Here is a 20,923-nt window from a genome sequence, read left to right on the forward strand (position 1 = left end):
CCCTTGCTACGGCGATGTCGGAACTGCTCCAAAACTCACATGGAGAAGGTCCGGCGATGGAATCGCTTCTTGCCGCCCTATCGGGCGATTTTCTTGGTACACCCATCTATTTCTGGGTCGCGTTTATCGCGATCGTTATCGGCCTGCTTGTTTTCGACCTCGGCATCCTGCACCGCGATGAGCACGAGATCGAAGCCAAGGAGAGCCTGCTGCTCTATGGCTTCTATGTGCTGATTGCCCTGGCCTTCGGTACCTGGGTCTGGTTCAGCCGCGGCGCCGAGTCGGGGCTGGAATTTTTCACCGGCTACCTGATCGAGCAATCCCTGGCGATGGACAACATGTTCGTCATCGCCACCATCTTCGGCTTCCTGGGCATCCCCCGGCTCTATCAGCACCGGGTGCTGTTCTGGGGCATTCTCGGCGTGATCCTGTTCCGGGCAGTGCTGATCGGCGTGGGCGCGGCTCTCGTCAACAACTTCAACTGGATCCTGTTCCTGTTCGGCGCCTTCCTGGTGTTCACCGGCATCCGCATGTTCTCCCATTCCGACGACGAGCCGGACATGGAGAGCAACAAGATCCTGATCTTCCTGCGCAAGCACTTCCGCATCACCAACAAGCTGCATGGCCGCAATTTTACGGTCAAGGAGCCTGATCCCAAGACCGGCAAGATCGTCACCTGGCTGACGCCGCTGGCCGTGGCCCTGATCATGGTCGAGATCGTCGACCTGATCTTTGCGGTGGATTCGGTGCCGGCCGTCTTCGCGGTGACGCAGGACACCTTCATCGTCTATACCTCCAATATCTTCGCCATCCTGGGCCTGCGCGCGCTCTACTTCGCACTGGCGGCTGCCATGAACCGCTTCCGCTACCTGCAGATCTCCCTGGCGATCATCCTGGTGCTGATCGGCATCAAGATCTTCCTCGTGCCGCTGCATATCCACATCGACACCCTGCTCTCGCTGGTGGTGACCATCTCCATCCTGGCCGGCGGCGTGTTGTACTCGCTGTGGAAGACCCGCAACGAGCCCAATATCAGCGCCGAAGACAAGCCCGAGACCGGCCAGCTCGAGCCGTAATCGGAACGCCTCAAATCGAACGCGGAAAGGCCGGCGGTTGACGCCGGCCTTTCTTTTTGCCTATCTTCCGGCACCAAACCGGAGGTTTCGCACCCGAAATGATCTGAGAACTCGCACAGGACGCCGCAACCCCTTCCGCTCCACGCCAGGCGTGTGACCGGATCGTGCTGGCTGCGTGGTTTGGCGAGATCGATCGATCAGTGGTGTGCCCGAACTAGCTTCGGCCCTCCTGGCTCCCCCGCATCCCGGCGTCCTACCCAAAACCGCTTCATCGCGCGGCCGCGCCGCGCATTGCCCGTTCCAGCCAGCCCGCGCCATCCGCGCCGGGCGGAGAGGATGTCTCATGCCCAAAAATCAGTTCCAGCGCCCGACCCAGGTCAAGCACACAAGCAACGTGCCTCGCCATGGCGCGCCCCAACCCGAACCGAGGAAGGACCCGCGAAAAGGCCCCCAACCTGTGCCGGGCGCCGCGCCCCTGCCCTCCCTTGATGCGTTGATGGCCAAGCTGCAGCGCAACTGAACCAGGCGGCCCCGGCTCCGGCCGGGGCCAGAAATGGAGTACAAATGCAAGATCTGATCTACCACGTCGCAACCACCATGGACGGCTACATCGCCAAGCCCGACGGCACGGTTCCTGGCTTTGCCATGACCGGAGACCACGCGGACGCCTATCAGGCGCAGCTCGCCGCCTACAGCACCATCGTGATGGGCCGGGCCACCTATGAAATCGGCTATGCCTACGGCATGAAGCCGGGCGACCTGCCCTATGGCGACAGGCCCCACCACGTTGTTTCCCGCAATATCGCCTTGCCGGATCGCGCCAATCTGCATGTCGTGCGGAACGATGCACTGGCCACCATCGACCGCCTCAAGGCGGAGGTGGATGGGCCGATCTATCTCTGCGGTGGCGGCAAGCTCGCGGGTTTCCTGCTCGCCGAAGGGCGCATCGACGCCATCCGGCTCAAGGTCTCGCCCCTTGTCTATGGCCAGGGTATCCGCCTGTTCGAGGACTTCGACGGCGTGGGCAGCTTTACCCTGACCAGCACCGAAACCTACGAGAGCGGCGTGGTCCTGCTCGACTACAGGAAATCATGACACGGGCAGGGTCCGATGCCCGCACCGGACCCTGCACCTTTCTTGCCGCAATTGCCCGTTAACGAAATGTCAAAGGACAAAGGAGACAGGCCATGGGCGCCATCCACGAGATCGTCTTTGACTGTGCGGAACCAGCAAAACTGGCCCCGTTCTGGGCCGAACTGCTCGAAGGCTACGAAGTTCGCGGCACCGATCCCACCAATGACGCGATCAGCGCCGCGCTTGGCCTCGACACCGAGCTGCCCGGCACCGTGATGATCGATGGACCGGGCCCCTCGATCTGCTTCCAGAATGTCGATGGCCAGCGGCCCGACAATAACCGCGTCCATTTCGACGTGCAGGTTCTCGATCGCGCCGGTGAGGTCCAGCGGCTGACCGATGCTGGCGCCAGCGTCGACCGCGTCCTGCCCACCTATACGGTGATGCGCGATCCGGAAGGCAACCAGTTCTGCCTGGTGGACAAGCGCGAGGCGCTGGCCGCCTAACCCTGTACAGGGGTGGCCCCTGGTGCTGACACAGCCTGTCAGCGCCCCGGTGGCATGATCCGGATGAGAAACCGGAGACCGATGCCATGACGCTGACTGCGACCTGCCACTGTGGCGCCACCAGGATCGCCCTGCCCGCCCCGCCGACGCACGCAAAATCCTGCAATTGCAGCTTCTGTGCCCGCACCGGCGCGATCTGGGCCTATTACAAGCCGGGCGAGCTGACCTTTCTGTCGCTTGCGGGCGACAGCACCTATTCCCCTAGCGGCATGAACCACCATCACTTCTGCAGCACCTGCGGCATGCAGACCTGGGGCGATTCTCCCGATTGGGCCTCGCTTTACAACAATGATGGCACGCCCAAGAATGGCGACGCCAATGCCATGCCGACCGAGCGCACCTATGCGGTCAACCTCAACCTGATCGACGATCTCGATTGGGCCGCGGTCACGGTGGAAAAAGTGGATGGCCGCAGCGCCTGGTGAGGGCTCAGTGCCCCTCGAACGCCATCAATGAGCTGACGGCGACGCCTTCGGCCTTGAGCTTGGCCGCGCCGCCGATATCGGGCAGATCGATGGCGAAGGCGGCGTGGTCGCAGGCGGCGCCGGTGCGCCGGATCAGGCCGACGGCGGCAATGGCCGTGCCGCCGGTGGCGATCAGATCATCGACCAGCAGAACCTTGTGGTGTTCATTGAGCACGTCGGCGTGGATCTCGATGGTATCGACGCCGTATTCGAGCACATAGTTCTGCCCGATGGTGATGCCCGGCAGCTTGCCGCGCTTGCGCACCGGCACGAAGCCGACGCCCATGGCGATGGCAACGCCCGCGCCGAAAATGAAGCCCCGCGCCTCGATCCCCGCCACATGGGTGAAGCCGCCATCGCGATACTGAGCGGCAATGCGCTCGACACTTTCCCGAAAGCCTTCGGGATGCTCGATCAGCGTGGTGATGTCCCGGAACAGGATCCCCTTCTTGGGATAGTCGGGGATCGTGCGGACGAGCGACTTCAGGTCGAGCGACATCGATGAGCCTATGCTGGAAAAGTCAGGACTTGTTGCGGCCGAGCAGATGCCGGGCGATGACGCCCGCATTATAGGCCACGTTGCGCGTTGTGGAGATCGCGGTCTCGCGCGTCTTGGGATTGTTGACCACGGCCTGCACGCCGGCGCGCACCACGGGGTGGCGGCTGACCGCAATGGCCGTGCTGACCACGGTGACGGCAAGGCGAACGGCGGACATCGCAGCTCCTCGAACAACCCGGAACAGCCCCAATATCGCGGCTGCGGGTGGCAAAGGCAAGGGCGGACCCGCCGGAGGCGGCGCAAATTGGGGTGACCAAAAGCAACAGGGCCCGAACGGGCCCTGTCAAATCAGTTCAGTGGGGCGATTTTGCCGCGGAGCGGCCGGACGTCAGTGCTCGATGCCGGCCCAGAGCTTGCGCTTGGTGCCATACATCAGGCCCGCGAACAGCACGAGGAACAGCAGCACCACGAAACCGGTCTGCTTGCGGCTGACCAGGTGCGGTTCGGCCATCCACATCATGAAGGCCGAAACGTCGGTGGCGTACTGCTCGAGCGTCTGCGGCACTTCAACGCCGTCTTCACCCGGAACATAGGTCACCGAGCCATCCGCCAGCGGCGGCGCCATGCCAATGGCGTGACCCGGGAAGTAGTCGTTGTAATACTTGCCCTCAGGCAGTTCGAAGCCTTCCGGAGCGGTTTCCGGCACTTCCTCGTGATAACCGGTCAGCAGGGCGTTGATATAGTCCGCGCCGCCTTCCTGGTATGCAGTGAAGTAGTTGAACACCCAGGTCGGGAACGGGTCCTTGACGCCGCGGGCCTTGGCCAGAACCGAGAAGTCCGGGGGCAACGCGCCGCCATTGGCGTCACGGGCCTCCTGGTCATTGGCAAAGGGCGAGGGCCAGCGGTCCGCCGGTATGCCCGGGCGGACGCCGCCTTCGACGGTGGCGTCTGCAATCTGATACTCGGCTGCGAGAGCCTTGACCTGTTCCTCGGAGAATCCCGGGCCGCCCTCTTCCTCAAGGTTGCGGAAGGAAACCAGCTTGGCACCATGGCAGCTCGAGCAGACCTCACGGAAAACCTGGAAGCCGCGCTGCAGCTGGTTTTCGTCATAGGTGCCGAAGATGCCGGCAAACGACCAGCTTTGACGTTCCACCGGCACTCCGGTGGCTTCCGCCGAGAGTGCCGGGCCGGAAGCGAGGCCCGCCAGTACAAACGCGGCGGCCAGGAAGAACTTGTTCTTGCGCATGTTGCTTGCCCCGATCACGCGTGTGCCTTGCCGAGAACGCTCTCGGAAATGCTCGTCGGCAGCGGCCTGGGCGTCTCAATGCGGGACAACACAGGCAGCACGACGAGGAAGTAGATGAAGTAGAACGCGGTGCAGACCTTGGCGAGGGTGACATAGATGCCTTCAGCCGGCTGTGCGCCCAGATACATCAGGCCGATGAAGTTGATCACGAACAGCGCGAAGAACCACTTGAACATCGGACGGAACGAACCCGAACGCACCTTGGACGTATCCAGCCACGGCACGATCAGGAGCATCAGCATCGAGCCGCCCATGGCAATCACGCCGCCCAGCTTGCTGTCGATGAAGAGCACGTTGAAGTCGATGGCGCGCAGGATGGTGTAGAACGGCAACAGGTACCATTCCGGGACAATTTCCGCGGGCGTCACCATGCTGTTGGCCATGATGTAGTTGTCCGGATGACCAAGAATGTCCGGAGCGAAGAACACGAACCATGCGAAGGGGATCATGAAGAGCACCATCGCGAACAGGTCCTTCATCGTGTAGTAGGGATGGAAGGGGACGGTATCGCGGCTATCCTTGACCTCTACGCCAATCGGGTTGTTGTTGCCCGGCACGTGCAGCGCCCAGATATGCAGCCCCACCACGGCCGCGATGATGAACGGCAGCAGGTAATGCAGCGAGAAGAAGCGGTTGAGCGTCGGGTTGCCGACGGCGAAGCCGCCCAGCACCAGCTGCTTGATATTCTCGCCGACCAGCGGAATGGCGGAGAAAATGTTCGAGATCACGGTGGCGCCCCAGAAGGACATCTGCCCCCAGGGCAGGATGTAACCCATGAAGGCGGTCGCCATGGTCAGCACGAAAATCAGGACGCCCAGAATCCAGATGATCTCGCGCGGCGCCTTGTAGGAGCCGTAGAACAGGCCGCGGAAAATGTGGATGTAGAGGGCGACGAAGAACATGGAAGCCCCCACGGCGTGGGTGGCCTGGATAATGCGCCCGCCATTGACGTCGCGCTTGATGAATTCGACCGAATTGAACGCCATGCCCACATTCGGCGTGTAGTGCATCGCCAGGATGACGCCGGTGACGATCTGAACGCCAAGGCACATGACCAGGATGGCGCCGAAGGTCCACCAGTAGTTGAGGTTCTTCGGCGTGGGGAAATCCATCAGGTGCTCTTTGGCGAAGCGCACCACCGGCAGGCGGTCATCGAGCCACTTCTCGACGGCATTTCCGGGAGTATAGGTAGAATGTTCGGACATCGGAAAAGCCCCCACTAACCGATCTGGATCAGCGTATCGCTGACGAATTCATAAGGCGGCACGACCAGGTTCTTGGGTGCGGGACCGCGACGGATGCGACCGGCCGAGTCGTAGTGCGAACCATGGCATGGGCAGAACCAGCCATCGAAGTCACCGGACTCGCCGACGGGAATGCAACCCAGATGCGTGCAGTTGGCAATCATCACCAGCCACTGCTCGTAGCCTTCCTTGGTGCGCTGCTCGTCGGTCTCGGGATCCTTGAGGTCGCTCAGTGGAACGGCCTTGGCCTCTTCGATCTCGACAGCCGTGCGGTGGCGCACGAACACCGGCAGGCCGCGCCAGGTGATGGTCACCGACTGGCCTTCGGGGATGGCGCTGACGTCGAATTCGATGCTGGCCAGGGCCAGGGTCGAGGCGTCGGGATTGAGCTGATTGATCAGCGGCCAGACCACGGCGGCTGCGCCGACCGCGCCGACAGCGCCGGTAGCGACATAGAGAAAGTCGCGCCGGTTGGTGGAAGAATGTTCTACTTGCGTGGCCAAGGTCCGTATCCCCGTAACATGCATATTCGACGGAGCCGGCCTCGGCCAGGTCGTCCGCGTAAGCAGAATCGACCGCCGTGCGCCCTCAAGCGGCCCGTCAGGTATGGTCCTTTTTGCACTGTCATTGGCACTTGTCCAGAGTGCCGGGCATGACAGCTGACAACTGCGACACTATACCCAAGCCAACCACCCGGCCGCCACCATTCCCACACCCTGCCCGCGCATGACCATCGACCTCGCTCTCTATCAGCCAGACATCGCCGCCAATACCGGCACCCTGCTGCGGCTCGGTGCCTGCCTGGGGGTGCGGGTCCACGTCATCCACCCCGCCGGCTTTGCCCTCACGGATCGCAATCTGGCCCGCGCCGGTATGGATTACCTCGACAAAGCGGTGCTCGTCGAACACGTGTCCTACGGCGCTTTCCGCATTTGGCAGGCCGAAGCGGGCCGTCGGCTCGTCCTCTTGACCACCAGGGGGTCGGATTCGGCCTACGATGCTGAATACCGCCCCGGCGATGTCCTCATGCTGGGCCGGGAAAGCGCCGGGGTGCCCGATTCTGTGGCCCAGGACGCCGATTTGCGCCTGCGCATTCCCATGCAGCCCGGTTTGCGCTCGATCAATGTGGCCGTTGCCGGCGCCATGATAGTGGGAGAGGCCCTGAGACAGACTGGCCACTTTACACACGCTACCGATAGGTCCATTTCCCCGCCATGACCCTGCCCGCCGATATCGAAAACAAGAAAACCCTTGCCAGCGCCTGGTTTCGCACCCTGCGCGATCGCATTCATGCTGCATTCGAGACCATCGAGGACGAAGGCGGCGCCCACCACGCCGACCTGCCACCCGGCCGCTTCGAGCGCACCCCCTGGGATCGCCAGGCTGGTGGCGGCGGCGAAATGGGCATGTTGCATGGGCGCGTCTTCGAGAAGGCAGGCGTCCACATCTCCACCGTCCATGGCCACTTTTCCGAAGATTTCGCCCGCCAGATGCCGGGAACCGAGGCCGGTACGGCCTTCTGGAGCTCGGGCATTTCGCTGATCGTCCATCCCTGGAATCCCAATATTCCGGCGGTCCACATGAACACGCGCATGATCGTCACCGGCAAGCAGTGGTGGGGCGGCGGCGCCGATTTGACGCCGGTTCTGGATGCCCGTCGCAGCCAGGAAGACCGGGACACGGTGGATTTCCACGCCGCCATGCGCGCCGCCTGCGCCGACCGGCCGGGCGTCGACTACGACCGCTTCAAGGCCTGGTGCGACGACTATTTCTTCCTGCCCCACCGCAACGAGCCGCGCGGCACCGGCGGCATCTTCTACGATCACTTCAATTCCGGTGACTGGGACGCCGACTTCGCCTTCACCCAGGCGGTCGGGGAAGCCTTCCTCGCCATCTATTCTGAACTCGTCCGTCGCAATTACGACACGCCCTGGACCGAGGCACAGCGCGACGAGCAGCTCGTACGGCGCGGCCGCTATGTGGAATTCAACCTGCTCTACGACCGGGGCACCACCTTCGGGCTCAAGACCGGAGGCAATGTGAATTCCATCCTCTCCTCCATGCCGCCCGCGGTGAAGTGGCCCTAATTAAAGGGTATTCGCCGGGTCATTCCGGCGCAGGCCGGAATCCATGCGTGGAACAGGGCAAACCACCCGGCGGATGGTGCAGTGTGGGGGAAGTCCGTATGGCATAGCCCGTCTCGTCCTGCTTAAACTCCGCCCATGTCCCTGACCGATATCGACATCAGCTTCTATCGTTCGATCCGCTCGATCCGCCTGCCATTGCGGCAGCTGACGGTGCTGGTCGGCGGCAACGGGGTCGGCAAGACCAATCTCTATCGCGCCCTCGAACTCGTCCGCGCCGCCGCTTCCGGCGACATAGCCCATGCCCTGGCGCGCGAGGGGGGCCTCGCATCTGTGCTTTGGGCGGGTGAGCGAAAGCAGGGTGACCGGCCAAGGCTGACGCTTGAGGTGGGGATCGATACCGTCCGCCCCGATGACGAGGAGGCGGGCCTCACGCCCCGCTATTGCGTCGAGGTGGGCTTCGGCGACTCCCGCTTTGAAGCGGTTTTCGAGCAGGAGCCGCAGATCAAGTCGGAAAGCCTAATTCTGCCGGGGCGGCGGCCCGTGACCTTACTGGAGCGGAAGGGGCCGGCCGCCTGGTATCGGGACGAGACCGGCGCCCGGCGCCAGCTCGACATGCCGCTCCTGGCCAGCGAGACCGCCCTGTCGGCCCTGCGCGGCACCCTCCCCGAACTGGATGCGGTGCGCCATCTCCTCCTCGGCTGGCGCTTCTACCATGGCTTTCGCACCGATCCGGAATCGGTCCTGCGCCGGCCTTCGCTGGCGGTGACCGCCCCGACGCTGGATGCCGATGGCGGCAATCTTGGCGCGGTGCTGGCAACGCTGGTGCATATCCGACAGGACACGACCGATCTCGACGCCATTCTGCAGCAGGCTTTTCCCGGGTGCCGGCTCGACGTGCCGCCGCCCGAGCGTACGGCCGGTTTCACCATGACCTTTGCCGAGACGCCGAAACGCGCCTTCGGGCCGGCGGAACTGTCGGACGGCACATTGCAGTTTCTGGCGCTGCTGGGCGCCCTCCTCTCGTACCGATTGCCACCCTTCATCGCGCTCAACGAGCCCGAGGCGTCTCTCCATCCCGATCTCTTTCCGGCGCTCGCCACCGCCATTGCCCGGGCGGCGCAACGCAGCCAGATCTGGGTCGTCACCCATTCGACCACGCTCGCGCAGCTGATTGCCGACCAGACGGGCATCGAACCGCGCCGGGTCATCCGCAAGGATGGCGGCACCTGGATCGAAGGCCTCTCCCAGATCGGCATCTTTTCGGACGAATAAGCGGAACCAAATCCCGTCCCAGGAGTTTCCTAAGACGCGCCACTGGCGCGCGAGCAAGGAGGTTCAGCAATGAAACGCTTTGATTCCGGCACGTTGATCCCAGGGTCCACCTGGCGTGCAGAGGCCGAGACCGAGGCCGAAGTGGTCCGTCGCGCCGTCGAAAACATGAGAAACCTCAATGGCGAGACTGAGGTGCGCCCCGATATGGTCGAGCGCATCAAGGAACGCATTGTCGATGTCGACGACATGGGCAGCAAGACCAGACACTGACCTGAAAAGCCCCGGTTCGCCGGGGCTTTTGTTTGGGTTCAATGAAAAATCCGGTCGAGCAGCGCGTCCTTGTCGAGCAAAAACCCGCTCTCCACCCAGGCGCGCTCAAGAATGGCCAGCGCCGCACCCATTTCGGGACCGGCCTTCATGCCGCGCGCGACCAGGTCGGAGCCGTTGACCGGCAGGGGCGCGACCGGCAGGCGGCCAAGGTCGCGCGCCGTTTCCGCCAGCCGGTCGCGGGACCAGCCTTCCTCGGCCGCCGCGACCGCGAGACCTTCCACCGCATCCTCGCCAAACCTGTAGGCAGCCCAACCCACGTCTCCGGCGCGCAGCATGGCAGCGGCGTCGGCAATATTTTGCGCATGGCTGACCGCGCCATTGCTCAGGCGCCAATCCGCCTGGCGGGTTTCAAGGCTTTCCCGGCCCAGCAGGGCCAGTCGCGCCATGGGCGAGGCGCCGCCAAGGGCCTCGTAGCGCAACAAGGCTTCGCCCGCGCCCGGCGCAATGCGAACGAGGCCGAATTGATCCATCACACCCAGCGTGCGGGCAATGCGCGGCAGGCCCAGCATCCGCATCATTTCCGAGCCGATCCGCTCGCGCGAAATGTGGTCGAGATCATCGGCGGCATCCTGGCAGGCGGCCAGCCCCTCGGCATCGAACTGCTCGCCACCGTGGCTGGCCGAAAAGCGGAAGAACCGGAAAACTCGGAGGCCGTCCTCGGCAATGCGGCGCGCCGCCTCTCCGATAAACCGGACCCGGCCATTGATGAGGTCTCCCGCCCCGCCCAGTGGGTCATAGAGACGGCCATCGGCATGGCAGTAAAGGGCGTTGATGGTGAAGTCGCGCCGCGCCGCATCGGCCGCCCAGTCGCTGCCGAACACGACTTCCGCATGGCGCCCATCGGTGCGCACATCCTGACGCAGCGTGGTCACCTCGACACTGGTGGCGCCCAGCCTCAGCGTCACCGTGCCGTGCTCGATGCCGGTGGGATATGTGGCAATGCCCGCGGCCTTGGCCTTCTGCATCACCGCCACCGGCAGAAGTTCGGTGGCCATGTCGATATCGGCACCGTCGCGACTGGCCCCGATCAGGCTGTCGCGCACGATGCCGCCGACGGCCCGCGTCCGCCCGGCGTCACCCTCCAGCACTGCAAAAATGGTCTGCACCTCCGGGCGCGCGAGCCATTCGGCCGCCGTCAGGCGCTCCGGGATCACGCCGCGACCTCATCGAGCGCCATATCGCGAAACAGCCGCGTCAGATTGGCGGTAATGCCCCAGATAGTGTGGCCGTCGTGATCGATCTGCCAGGTGGAATGCTCGCGGCCATTGCGCGAAATCCGGAACCGGCCATAGGTGCTCTTGTCCAGAATCCGCCGCAGCGGCACCTCGAACACCGAGTGGACTTCCGCAGGGTTGGGCACGAAGGGGGCGCTGGGCACCACTTCCGCCACGACCGGGGTGATGAGGTAATTGGTGCCGGTGAAATAGATCGGCATATAGCCAAGGATCGTCGCGTCTCCCGGCGCCATGCCCACTTCCTCCTGCGCCTCGCGCAGGGCGGTGGCTGCGATATCGGCATCGGCGCCGTCCACCTTGCCGCCGGGAAAGGCCACCTGGCCCGAATGCGCCCGGAGGTCTGGCGAGCGCTCGGTATAGAGTATGGTGTGCCCCTCCGGCCGCCGCACCAGGGCGATCAGGACCGCGGCAGGCACCGGCGGGCGCTCGAAGGGTTTTGGCGGCTGCCAGTCCGGCACCAGGTTTTCGGCGCTGCCACGCACCGGCGGGGCGCTCAAGAGGCGCGCCGCCAGCTGGCTTGCTATATCGCTGTCAATACTCACGGCGGGTTCCGAGGGCACGGGAAGTGGCGGATCGACTGTAGTCAAGCCGCCGCCCGCCCGCATCCCTTTTTGCGTGGCATCTATTTGCCGGCGTCGAAAGCCGCGATCGAGCCGGCCAGCGACTTGGCAAGGCTCTTGTCCTCGGCCAGCAGCAGCACGCGGCTGGTATCCACCGGGCCGGGGAACTTGATGGCGCCCGGCGTGGTGATTTCCCAGCCCAGCGGGCAATAATAGTCCTGGTCGCCGACCAGCAGCACGAAATGCCCCTCGCCGCGCGCCAGGGCGCGTTCGGAAACTTCCCGCGCCAGCAATTTGCCGGCGCCGCGCTTGCGGAAATTGGGGTGAGTGGCCAATGGTCCCAAGAGATAACCCTTGATGCCGCCAACGCTGATCGGGGTCATCCATACCGAGCCGCACGGCGTGCCATCGACTTCGGCAATCAGGCTCAGGCCCGGATCGATGGCGAACCGCTCCCGCACGCGAAACGCGGTACGGGCAAACCGGCCCGGGCCAAAGGCAATTGCCTGCAGGTCTTCGACGAACACATCGTCGTCGGCGGTGGCAGGCCGTACCGTGGGCTGGCCGGAAAGCGGGGAAGCAGCGGCCTTGGCCGCGAGGGGCGTGGTCATGTCTCAGGTATCCGCGAAAGTGTGCACAGCAAGTTGCAGTCGGCCCGAAGCCCACTGCGCTAAACGACCAACTAGGGTCGTCGGTTCACCTGCAATACCTTCACCATCCTGGACGCCTCCACGTCTGGTTCCGCATTAGCACCCGCGAAACATCGCGTAAATGGGATTGTTCTGCCCATCGCACCAGTTTCCTCCACGCTCTGCCGCTATGCCCCGAATGCATAACGCACTGTTGCGCCATCGCGGCCTTTTCCCCCGCATCCATCCTGCCTAGGTTTTGGGGAACGACAGGGCTCGGGCCGAATTGGTCTAGTCCGGCAAGCCGACAGCAAGATGACCGAAAGAGGCCCGACATGGGACAATTGATCGACGGAACCTGGTCCACCCAATGGTATGACACCTCCAAATCCGACGGCAAATTCGTGCGCAGCCAGTCCGGCTACCGCAACTGGATCACCCCCGATGGCCAGCCGGGGCCCAGCGGCACCGGCGGTTTCGCCGCCGAGGCCGGCCGCTACCATCTCTATGTGTCGCTCGCCTGCCCCTGGGCCCACCGCACCCTGATCTTCCGCAAGCTCAAGAACCTCGAAGAGCTCGTCTCCGTCTCCGTCGTTTCACCGAAAATGCCCGACGAGACCGGCTGGAGTTTCAACAAGGAAGAAGGGTCGACCGGCGATGCCCTATTGGGCAAGGACACGCTCTGGCAGGTCTATACCGAGGCCGATCCGCACTATACCGGCCGCGTGACCGTGCCGGTGCTCTGGGACAAGAAAACCGGCACCATCGTTTCCAACGAGAGCAGCGAAATCATCCGCATGTTCAATTCGGCCTTCGATGAATTGACCGGCAATACCGACGACTACTATCCCGAAGCCCTGCGGCCGCAAATCGACGCCATCAATGCGCGCGTCTATGACGACATCAACAATGGGGTCTACAAGGCCGGCTTCGCGACGAGGCAGGATGCCTATGACGAGGCAGTCTTCAAACTCTTTGAAGCGCTCGATTGGGTCGAGGGCCTGCTGGGCGAGACAGCCTATCTCACCGGTGACAGCATCACCGAGGCCGACTGGCGGCTGTTCACCACGCTCGTGCGCTTCGATGCGGTCTATGTCGGCCACTTCAAGTGCAACCGGAAGCGCATCGCCGACTATCCGAATCTCAGCCACTATCTCAAGGCGCTCTATGAAGTGCCCGGCATCAAGGAAACGGTCGACCTCGACCATATCCGCACGCACTACTACTGGAGCCACACCACCATCAACCCGCACCGGATCATCCCGATCGGCCCCGAACTGCCTTACCTGGACTGACCGCAAACCGCGCGCCAACCACCGGGTCATTCCCGCGAAAGCGGGAACCTCTGGTTTCCGGCAAAAACGGTCCGCCCTAATACCCCCAGATGGTGCGCTTTTCCGCGCCATCGAAATACTCGTCGATCCGCTGCGAGGTGGCAGGCGTCACCTCGCTCGGCAGCGACCGCCGGTCGAACCAGCCCACTTCGGCGATTTCGAAGCTGTGGCTCATGTCCGAGACTTTTTCGAACCTCTTGCAGACGAAGAAGGCCACGTGGTCGCGGTTCGTGACCGTGCTCGAATTATGATAGAGGCCGAAAAGCTGCATCGGGCCCACGGGCTTGAACCCGGTCTCCTCTTCACATTCGCGCGCGCCGGCCTCCTCGAATGTCTCGCCCGGCCCCACGCCACCGCCCGGAAACTGCCAGCCGGGAATGTGGCGATGGCGGATGAGCAGCACCTTGTCGCCATCCACCACCATCACCCGCGCGCCAACCGTCATGCGCAGCCACAGGCCCTTGAGGGTGAGAAAGATGCGGGCGCGCACCCGCTGGAAGCGATTCATCATGGGCCGAACTCCTGCCTTTGGGTTCCATGGCTAGGCAATTTCGGCGCCGCGGCCAACTGTCTTTCGCGCCGCATCGGCCCCCTGGGCACCCAATTGCACGCATGAATTTCAAGCTTGCGCCGTTTTGCCCGTTTTCTTGCCGGCGCGCTTCTCGTAAAACCCCACGCAATGATCACGCTCGCCCATATTTCCGACATCCACCTGTCCCCCCTGCCACAGGTGGCTTTCACAGACCTTCTGGGCAAGCGCCTGACCGGGTTCATGAACTGGAAGCTCAAGCGTCATGGCGAGCTCAACAGCGAGACCCTGGGCCGGCTGATCGCGCATATGCAGGGCCAGAATGCCGATTTCACCGCCGTGACCGGCGACCTGGTCAATCTGGCGCTCGATGCCGAAGTCGAACGCGCCGGCGATTGGCTCAAGGCCCTTGGCCATAGCGACAAGGTCGCGGTCTGCCCGGGCAATCACGATGCCTATGTGCCCGGCGCGCTCGACCACGCCCAGGAAAACTGGGGGCCCTATCTGCGCGGCGAGACCCTTGAGGGTCAGGCCTTTCCCTTCGTGCGCCGGATCGGTGACGTCGCCGTCATTTCCTGCTCCAGCGCCGTGCCGACGCCCCCGTTCATGGCCGTGGGCCGGTTCGAGGAAAAACAGGCGGCGCGCCTGTCCCGCATGCTCAAGCTACTCGGCGATGCCGATTATTTCCGCGTCGTGCTGATCCACCATCCGCCCAATGCCGAACTGCAGCACCCCTCCTTCGGGCTCAAGGGCCACCGGCTGTTCCGCCAGGTCATCGCCAGCGAAGGGGCCGAACTGGTCCTGCATGGCCACACCCATCGCTCCTCGATCCACCACATTTCCGGCAAGGGCCAGGAAGTGCCGGTGATCGGCGTCGCCGCCGCCAGCGCCGCCCAGGGCGGCACGCTGGACGATCCCGCGCGCTACAATCTCTTTCGCATCGAGCGCGAGAATGGCGCCTGGCGCTGCACCATGCGCGAATTCGGTTTCCAGCGCCTCGGCCAGGACATCGTCATGCGCATGCAGATGCGCATCTACTAGCCCCGTTCGCGCCAGGGACTTTTTGGCCGAAGCACCGCGAGGCCCGTCCCGCGCGTCGCCCCACTCCCGCCACGGCCGCAAATCACCTATATGATGACCATAGCCAGTGAGTTGCCCGTGACCGAATCGTTCCGCATCGAGCACCCGACTTTCGACCCGGCAACGGGGCAAGCGCGGTTCTCCTATCGCCTCAGTGACCTGTCCTTCACCGAGGAGCTGACCCTGCCGGCCGGGGCCAGCGCCGATGCCGTGCAGTCCGAAAGCTTCCGCAAACTGCTGGGCCTGACGGCTCTCGTGCTCGGCGTCAGCTATTTCAAGCTGCGCGCCCCCTTCACCATTGCAGCGCCCGACATTGCCCTGACCGAGGCCGAGCGGGCCTTTGTCATCGATGTCTATGAAAACGGGCTCGGCGAGTTCTACGCCCGCAACAATCTGTCCCGCTTCGGCAAGCTGATCCTGGAAACGCCGGCCGATCCGGTCACGCGAAAACCTGCCCCCATTCTGCCCGAACGGACGCTTCTGCCCATCGGGGGCGGCAAGGATTCGCTGGTCAGCGTCGACCTTCTGACCCATACCGGAGTGCCGTTCACACCCTTCGCGGTCAATCCGAAAGGCCCGATCCTCACCTCGGTCGAGGCCATCGGCACCGAACCGGTTTATGTGACCCGCACGCTCGATGCCGAGATGATCCGGCTCGGCAAGGAGCCCGGCTTCTACAACGGCCACGTCCCCTCGACCGCGATCAATTCGATGATCGCCAGCCTCTGCGCCCTGCTCTATGGCTACGACCAGATCGTGCTGTCCAACGAGCGCTCGGCCAGCGAGGGCAATGTCATGTTCGACGGCCGCGAAACCAATCACCAATATTCCAAGTCGCTCGGCTTCGAACTGCTGATCGCCGATACCCTGGCCAATGCCACCGGCGGCGCGCTGAAATATTTCTCGCTGCTCCGGCCCTATTCGGAGGCGCGGATCGCCTCGCTATTCACCCATGGCAAGCGGTTCGACACCGTGTTCTCCAGCTGCAACCGCAATTTCCGCCTCACCGGCAATGACGGCCATCTGTGGTGCGGCGAGTGTCCGAAATGCCATTTCGTCTTCCTGATCTTCGCGCCCTTCATGGCCAAGGATCGGCTGCTGGCCATTTTCGGCAAAAACCTTCTGGCCGAACCCGCCAACGAACATTCCTTCCGCGAACTGGCCGGGCTGACCGGCCAGAAGCCCTGGGAATGTGTCGGGGAAATTCTCGAGGCCGCCGCCTGCTTCTACACCCTCACCCGCCATGCCGATTGGCACGAGGATGCGATCGTCAGGGCCATCAAGCCGGACCTGTTCGCCCAATATGGCGAAGAGAAGCTGCAACTGGCCATGGCCGAGTGCCTGACCGACAGCCACGACCACCATATTCCCCCGGCCCTTGCCGCCAAGGTCGCCGCCTATGCGGTTTGACGAGCCGGTCCTGCTCTATGGCGCCGGCCGGGAAGCGGTCTCCACCCGCGCCTTCCTCAAGGCGCGCCAGCCTGATCTTATGGTCTATGTGACGGTCGACAGCGGCGATGCCGATATTGCCGACACGCGGGCGATTGCGCCTGAGGAACTGCCTGCGGCCATCGCGGCGCGTCGCTTCGGCCTGATCGTCAAGAGCCCCGGCGTCTCCCGCTACAAGCCGGTGTTCGATCTGGCCCGGGCCGCCGGCATTGCGGTGACCTCCAACCTCAACCTGTGGAACAGCGCCTATCGCGACGGCCGCACCGTCATCGCCATCACCGGCACTAAGGGCAAGTCCACCACGGCCACGCTCACCCATCTCATGCTCACCCGCTCCGGCATTGATGCCGGACTCGCCGGCAATGTGGGCCTCGCGCCGCTGGATATCGCCGGCAAGCATCCCCTGGTGATCTTCGAGCTCTCGTCCTACCAGACGGCGGACATGAATTTCCTGCCCGACGTGGCGGCGGTCACCAATCTTTATCCCGAACATGTCGACTGGCACGGCTCGGTCGAGCGCTACTATGCCGACAAGCTGCACCTGATCGACCGGGATGGCGGTTTCGCCGTGGCCCTGGGCGCAGCCGCCAAGGGCAATGCGCTGGTGGCCCGGGCCGTCCGCGACCACCGCCGCCTCCTCCCCGACCTCACTGCAGAGCAGGCCTTGCTCATCGAAAGGGCGGTGTCCCATTCCCGGCTGCGCGGCGCCCACAATCTCGACAATGCGATCCTCGCCGCAACCATTGCCCTGGCAACGGGCGGCACGATCGAGGGCATCCTCGCCGGCATCGCCGCATTCCGGCCCCTGCCCCATCGCCTCGAAGATCACGTCTTCGGCGCCATAACCGCCGTCAACGACTCCATCTCTACGACGCCCGAAGCCACCAAGGCCGCTCTGGCCTCCTATCCGGGCCGGCGCATCGCCCTCATTGCCGGCGGGCACGAGCGGCAACAGGATTATGGTGAACTTGCGGGCCTCTTGGCCCAGCGCGGCGTGACCACGCTGGTTACCCTGCCCGTCACCGGCTCGCGCCTGGCCAGCGCCGCACGGCAGGTGGCGCCTGGTATCGACGTCATCGAGGCCCCCGATCTCAACGCAGCCGTGGCCGCGCTGGCCAAGCGGACGGCCCGCTTCGACACCATCATCCTTTCCCCCGGCGCCCCCTCCTACAACCAGTTCAAGAATTTCGAGGCCCGCGGCACCGCCTTCGTGGCGCTCTGCAGGGCCCATTTCGGCGGCGCGTAAGTCGTCCGCAGAAAAGCGGACACAGCTCTGATTCACTTGGATCGGGTACGCCTATGCCCGCCAGTTACCGCGCTTCACGTCGGCCATGAATTATTCGCACGCCCGGTGGTCACCCAGGCGAACGCCTAGGCCCCAAGACCACTTCACGATAGGACTGAAACGACGGAACCCTTCCCTTCTCCCCTGAGGGGAGAAGAGCCTGCCCCGGACTTGATCCGGGGTGGCGCGAAGCGCCGGATGAGGGGTTCACACTTACGGTTTTGCCGAGAGGCTTTCACCCCTCACCCCATCCCTCTCCCCTGAGGGGAAAGGGGGCGATGAAGGCGATGGTTCAGTTCACGGGTGAAAAGCTCTAAAAAGGCAAAACCCTAAAATGGCTGCGTCATTGCGCTGGGCGGCAGGCCAGCACCTTCGAGCGACAGGCCGATCAATTCGATCAGGCCCGGATCGTCGATGGACTGGCGCAAGCGGGTCAGCACGCCCTCGGCGCGAAAGGCCGGCGCCTCCATGATCCGCGCCAGATAGGCATTGACCACGGCCATGTCGCCCAGGCGCTGCCCCGCGATCACCGCCAGAACCGGCCCCAGTTCCCGATCGGCCTCGGCATAGAGCCGCGCATAGGCAATGGCATCGGCATCGCGGCTGTCGCGCAGCGCCAGCAGCGTTGGCACGCTCATGTACCAGCCCGGAATATCGGTTGCGGCGGCCATGGCTGCCTCTGAAAGACCCGCCGCCCTGTCCAGGTCACCGCCGAGCGCCAGGTGCCGCGCCCATCCGGCCATGATGTCGATATTGGCCGGGTTGAGTTGCAGTGCCGAGACATAGGCCGCCTCGGCCGCCGTGCCCTGTTGCGCCAGATCGTAGAGCCAGGCCCGCTGCCCCCAGACAAAGCCGCTGAGCGGCGCCGTCTGAATGGCCTGGGCAATAGCGGTTTCGGCGCTGGAGACCGCCACCATGCCGGCTCCCGCGTCCGGCCCGAACTCGGCCAGCAGCACCGCGCGGGCGGCCAGCGCATCGCCGCCATTGCGCTCGCGCAACGGCAGGGCATCGAGACAATCGAGCGCCCTTGCCGCATTGGCGGCATTGGCGGTTTCGCGAAAATATTCGAACGTCATGCGGCAGAGATAGGCGTTTTCGCCACCAGCCAACGCCCGGCCGGTCAGCAGCAGCGACCTGGCTCTTGCGTGAAGCGGGCCGCGCAGCGTCCCCAGGGCCCGGCTCAGTTCACCCGAAACATCGTCCAGCACGCTTCCGGCTTGCTCTCCGGGCAGGCTCACCATCTTGTTCCAGACCACGGAGCCGGTGACGGCCTCGGTCAGGATGGCGCTGTATTGCAACGCCTCCCCCTCGCGCCGCACGATCCCGCTCAGCACGAAATCGACACTATCCGGCGCCGCGCTTGAGTCATCGCCGCCATAGGCCACGTCGAGCGTTCCGAACTGGTCGAGGTCGGTGACCAGTTCCACTGCAAGGCCCGACGACACCATGGTGTCCGTCCGCTCTCCGGAAAGGTTCTGGAATTCGGTGACAAGCACTCTCGGACGCTGCAGCAGGGCCCTGGACGCCTGGGCCTGCTCGACCCGGGGCTCCCAGGTTGCTACGGCATAGGCCAGTGCCAGCCCCCCGATGGCCAGCACCGCCAGGACGAACCACGAGGTGGTGACATGGCCCTTGCGTCTCGGGGTCGAGACAAATTCCGGCTCCGGCGCCACCGGCGAACCCATCTCGCCTGCCGCAGCCCCGTCTTGAAAACCGAACTCGGGAACATAGCGCCCGGTGGGCAGCGAAATGCGCACCGGATCGCTCAGTCCCGGTCCGGCATAATATTGCTCGATCAATTGTCGAAGGCGGCGCGCCTGCACCCGCACGATCGGATCGGTCTGGGGGTCGAAATCAAGTGGCCGGCCCAATACGTCCACGGCAATCGAATAGGCCTTGATGGCCTGGGCATCGCCATTGAGCTTGCGTTCGACGATATAGTCGAGAAAGCGTGCCAGTTGCGGAGAGCGCGAAATCTCCGGCCAGGCCTGCAGGTTCTGCAGCGCCAGTCGGACATCATCCCTGCCCGGTTCGCCCGCGGCCACGCTTTTCTCCCCTCATCTGCTCCGATTAGCGCTGCTTTACATGTAAAACACAAGGCCGAATTACCCCGGTTTACCCAAGCTAGCCTGTTCGCCGGGCCCGCGATGCGTCATTAGCCGCCCCGTCGATGTCATGGACTCGACATATTCCCGGTGGCTAGGCCCCGCCGGAACTCATCTGGAAAGTGTCGGAACGTCATAGGTGCCATTTGGCGCGGCGTGACGTGTTTGCTGTGTGTGGTCCGCGTGAAGCGGAAAACAGAGGGTGTTGCTTTGCTTGAGGCTGTGGACGAAACGCCATTCATTGCGCTTGTCGACGACGACGCGCATTCGGCCAATCTGCTGATCCGTGCGCTGACCGCGCAGGGCGCCCCCCGCGTGCGCCCGCTCTTCGGCGATGCCGAAGGGATCGAATCGCTCCTGGCCATGATCGGTGATGTCGAAAACACCTGGCCCGACATCGTGGTCATCGACCTCAAGGCCCATAGCGGCGCCAATGCCGATTTCCTTGCGCAGTACCATCCGCTGCTGCGCCAGAAGGGTATTCCGGTGGCCGTGATGGCCGCGCCGACTGGCCGCGATGGCCGCCAGGATCTTCTCGATTCCGGCGCATCTGCGGTGTTCTTCCGGCAGGCCGAACGCGAAGCCTATCTCAACGAGGCCGCTGCCATAGTCAGTTTCTGGGCGCGTCAGCAGCGCCTTGATGCAGTTGGCATGTAACACCTGCGTCCACAGGTTGCATGCCATAGGTGGGGAGCGGCGCTGCATGTGATCTTCGGGTCATCCTGCATTCCCAAGCGCCCTCTCCACCACTGAACCCGACCGGCGGTCTGCACCACCGCCGTCGATGCGCCGTCCACTG

Annotated in this window: 23 protein-coding genes; 13 read left to right on the forward strand and 10 right to left on the reverse strand. The window is 63.9% G+C overall.

Features of this window, described 5'->3' with window-relative positions:
* Positions 1-56: 56 nt before the first annotated feature.
* The 4 genes from KIT02_RS07550 to KIT02_RS07565 all read left to right on the forward strand — a co-directional run bounded on the left by KIT02_RS07550 (position 57) and on the right by KIT02_RS07565 (position 3,141).
* On the forward strand, positions 57-1,076 hold the full coding sequence (locus KIT02_RS07550) for a TerC family protein (RefSeq protein ID WP_297584345.1): 1,020 nt from the start codon (positions 57-59) through the stop codon (positions 1,074-1,076).
* A 564-nt stretch (positions 1,077-1,640) separates the two neighbouring features.
* Positions 1,641-2,171: a dihydrofolate reductase family protein gene (locus tag KIT02_RS07555; protein ID WP_297584350.1), complete on the forward strand. Its 531-nt coding sequence runs from the start codon at positions 1,641-1,643 to the stop codon at positions 2,169-2,171.
* Between the two features lie 92 nt (positions 2,172-2,263).
* On the forward strand, positions 2,264-2,656 hold the full coding sequence (locus tag KIT02_RS07560; protein WP_297584353.1) for a VOC family protein: 393 nt from the start codon (positions 2,264-2,266) through the stop codon (positions 2,654-2,656).
* Positions 2,657-2,742: 86 nt separating this feature from the next.
* Complete coding sequence (locus tag KIT02_RS07565) at positions 2,743-3,141, forward strand: GFA family protein (protein WP_297584356.1); 399 nt, start codon at positions 2,743-2,745, stop codon at positions 3,139-3,141.
* A gap of 4 nt (positions 3,142-3,145) precedes the next feature.
* Here KIT02_RS07565 and KIT02_RS07570 read toward each other — a convergent pair whose 3' ends face one another.
* The 5 genes from KIT02_RS07570 to petA all read right to left on the reverse strand — a co-directional run bounded on the left by KIT02_RS07570 (position 3,146) and on the right by petA (position 6,732).
* Positions 3,146-3,679, reverse strand: a complete 534-nt coding sequence (locus KIT02_RS07570; RefSeq protein ID WP_297584359.1) for an adenine phosphoribosyltransferase — start codon at positions 3,677-3,679, stop codon at positions 3,146-3,148.
* Between the two features lie 22 nt (positions 3,680-3,701).
* A complete protein-coding gene (locus KIT02_RS07575) occupies positions 3,702-3,896 on the reverse strand; it encodes a hypothetical protein (protein ID WP_297584362.1) in 195 nt (64 codons plus the stop codon).
* A 171-nt stretch (positions 3,897-4,067) separates the two neighbouring features.
* Positions 4,068-4,925 carry a cytochrome c1 gene (locus KIT02_RS07580; RefSeq protein ID WP_297584365.1) on the reverse strand — a complete coding sequence of 286 codons (858 nt, stop codon included), beginning with the start codon at positions 4,923-4,925 and terminating at the stop codon, positions 4,068-4,070.
* A gap of 14 nt (positions 4,926-4,939) precedes the next feature.
* On the reverse strand, positions 4,940-6,190 hold the full coding sequence (locus KIT02_RS07585; protein ID WP_297584368.1) for a cytochrome b/b6: 1,251 nt from the start codon (positions 6,188-6,190) through the stop codon (positions 4,940-4,942).
* A gap of 14 nt (positions 6,191-6,204) precedes the next feature.
* Positions 6,205-6,732: a ubiquinol-cytochrome c reductase iron-sulfur subunit gene (gene petA / locus KIT02_RS07590; RefSeq protein WP_297584371.1), complete on the reverse strand. Its 528-nt coding sequence runs from the start codon at positions 6,730-6,732 to the stop codon at positions 6,205-6,207.
* Positions 6,733-6,961: 229 nt separating this feature from the next.
* Between petA and KIT02_RS07595 the strand changes: the two genes are divergently transcribed.
* The 4 genes from KIT02_RS07595 (at position 6,962) to KIT02_RS07610 (ending at position 9,858) form a co-directional block, all read left to right on the forward strand.
* On the forward strand, positions 6,962-7,447 hold the full coding sequence (locus KIT02_RS07595; RefSeq protein ID WP_297585145.1) for a tRNA (cytidine(34)-2'-O)-methyltransferase: 486 nt from the start codon (positions 6,962-6,964) through the stop codon (positions 7,445-7,447).
* A complete protein-coding gene (hemF, locus tag KIT02_RS07600) occupies positions 7,444-8,316 on the forward strand; it encodes an oxygen-dependent coproporphyrinogen oxidase (RefSeq protein ID WP_297584374.1) in 873 nt (290 codons plus the stop codon). Before KIT02_RS07595 ends, hemF begins: the two co-directional genes overlap by 4 nt.
* A 135-nt stretch (positions 8,317-8,451) precedes the next feature.
* On the forward strand, positions 8,452-9,588 hold the full coding sequence (locus tag KIT02_RS07605; protein ID WP_297584377.1) for an AAA family ATPase: 1,137 nt from the start codon (positions 8,452-8,454) through the stop codon (positions 9,586-9,588).
* Between the two features lie 69 nt (positions 9,589-9,657).
* Positions 9,658-9,858 (forward strand): DUF1059 domain-containing protein, encoded by a 201-nt coding sequence (locus tag KIT02_RS07610; protein ID WP_297584381.1) that lies wholly within the window; start codon positions 9,658-9,660, stop codon positions 9,856-9,858.
* Positions 9,859-9,896: 38 nt separating this feature from the next.
* Here KIT02_RS07610 and KIT02_RS07615 read toward each other — a convergent pair whose 3' ends face one another.
* The 3 genes from KIT02_RS07615 to KIT02_RS07625 all read right to left on the reverse strand — a co-directional run bounded on the left by KIT02_RS07615 (position 9,897) and on the right by KIT02_RS07625 (position 12,324).
* Positions 9,897-11,072, reverse strand: a complete 1,176-nt coding sequence (locus KIT02_RS07615; RefSeq protein ID WP_297584386.1) for a CCA tRNA nucleotidyltransferase — start codon at positions 11,070-11,072, stop codon at positions 9,897-9,899.
* Positions 11,069-11,695 carry a CoA pyrophosphatase gene (locus KIT02_RS07620; RefSeq protein ID WP_297584389.1) on the reverse strand — a complete coding sequence of 209 codons (627 nt, stop codon included), beginning with the start codon at positions 11,693-11,695 and terminating at the stop codon, positions 11,069-11,071. Before KIT02_RS07620 ends, KIT02_RS07615 begins: the two co-directional genes overlap by 4 nt.
* Positions 11,696-11,775: 80 nt before the next feature.
* Positions 11,776-12,324, reverse strand: coding sequence for an N-acetyltransferase (locus KIT02_RS07625; protein WP_297584392.1), 549 nt, complete (start codon positions 12,322-12,324; stop codon positions 11,776-11,778).
* 353 nt (positions 12,325-12,677) lie between these two features.
* Between KIT02_RS07625 and KIT02_RS07630 the strand changes: the two genes are divergently transcribed.
* Positions 12,678-13,637: a glutathione S-transferase family protein gene (locus tag KIT02_RS07630; RefSeq protein WP_297584399.1), complete on the forward strand. Its 960-nt coding sequence runs from the start codon at positions 12,678-12,680 to the stop codon at positions 13,635-13,637.
* Positions 13,638-13,713: 76 nt separating this feature from the next.
* On the opposite strand, the gene KIT02_RS07635 is transcribed toward KIT02_RS07630, so the two are convergent.
* Complete coding sequence (locus tag KIT02_RS07635) at positions 13,714-14,187, reverse strand: NUDIX domain-containing protein (RefSeq protein ID WP_297584410.1); 474 nt, start codon at positions 14,185-14,187, stop codon at positions 13,714-13,716.
* A 168-nt stretch (positions 14,188-14,355) separates the two neighbouring features.
* Between KIT02_RS07635 and KIT02_RS07640 the strand changes: the two genes are divergently transcribed.
* The 3 genes from KIT02_RS07640 to murD all read left to right on the forward strand — a co-directional run bounded on the left by KIT02_RS07640 (position 14,356) and on the right by murD (position 17,980).
* Entirely contained in the window at positions 14,356-15,246 is an 891-nt protein-coding gene (locus tag KIT02_RS07640) for a metallophosphoesterase (RefSeq protein WP_297584413.1), read from the forward strand.
* 117 nt (positions 15,247-15,363) lie between these two features.
* A complete protein-coding gene (locus tag KIT02_RS07645; protein WP_297584418.1) occupies positions 15,364-16,695 on the forward strand; it encodes a hypothetical protein in 1,332 nt (443 codons plus the stop codon).
* Entirely contained in the window at positions 16,685-17,980 is a 1,296-nt protein-coding gene (gene murD / locus KIT02_RS07650) for a UDP-N-acetylmuramoyl-L-alanine--D-glutamate ligase (RefSeq protein WP_297584424.1), read from the forward strand. The genes KIT02_RS07645 and murD overlap by 11 nt, the downstream gene beginning before the upstream one ends.
* A 368-nt stretch (positions 17,981-18,348) precedes the next feature.
* Here the strand turns inward: murD and KIT02_RS07655 are convergent, their stop codons facing one another.
* Positions 18,349-20,064, reverse strand: coding sequence for a hypothetical protein (locus KIT02_RS07655; protein WP_297584427.1), 1,716 nt, complete (start codon positions 20,062-20,064; stop codon positions 18,349-18,351).
* A 243-nt stretch (positions 20,065-20,307) separates the two neighbouring features.
* On the opposite strand from KIT02_RS07655, the gene KIT02_RS07660 reads away from it, so the two are divergent.
* Entirely contained in the window at positions 20,308-20,781 is a 474-nt protein-coding gene (locus KIT02_RS07660) for a hypothetical protein (protein ID WP_297584430.1), read from the forward strand.
* The last annotated feature ends 142 nt before the right edge of the window (positions 20,782-20,923 follow it).

Origin of the sequence: Devosia sp. (assembly GCF_025809055.1) — a bacterium.
Classification (GTDB): domain Bacteria; phylum Pseudomonadota; class Alphaproteobacteria; order Rhizobiales; family Devosiaceae; genus Devosia.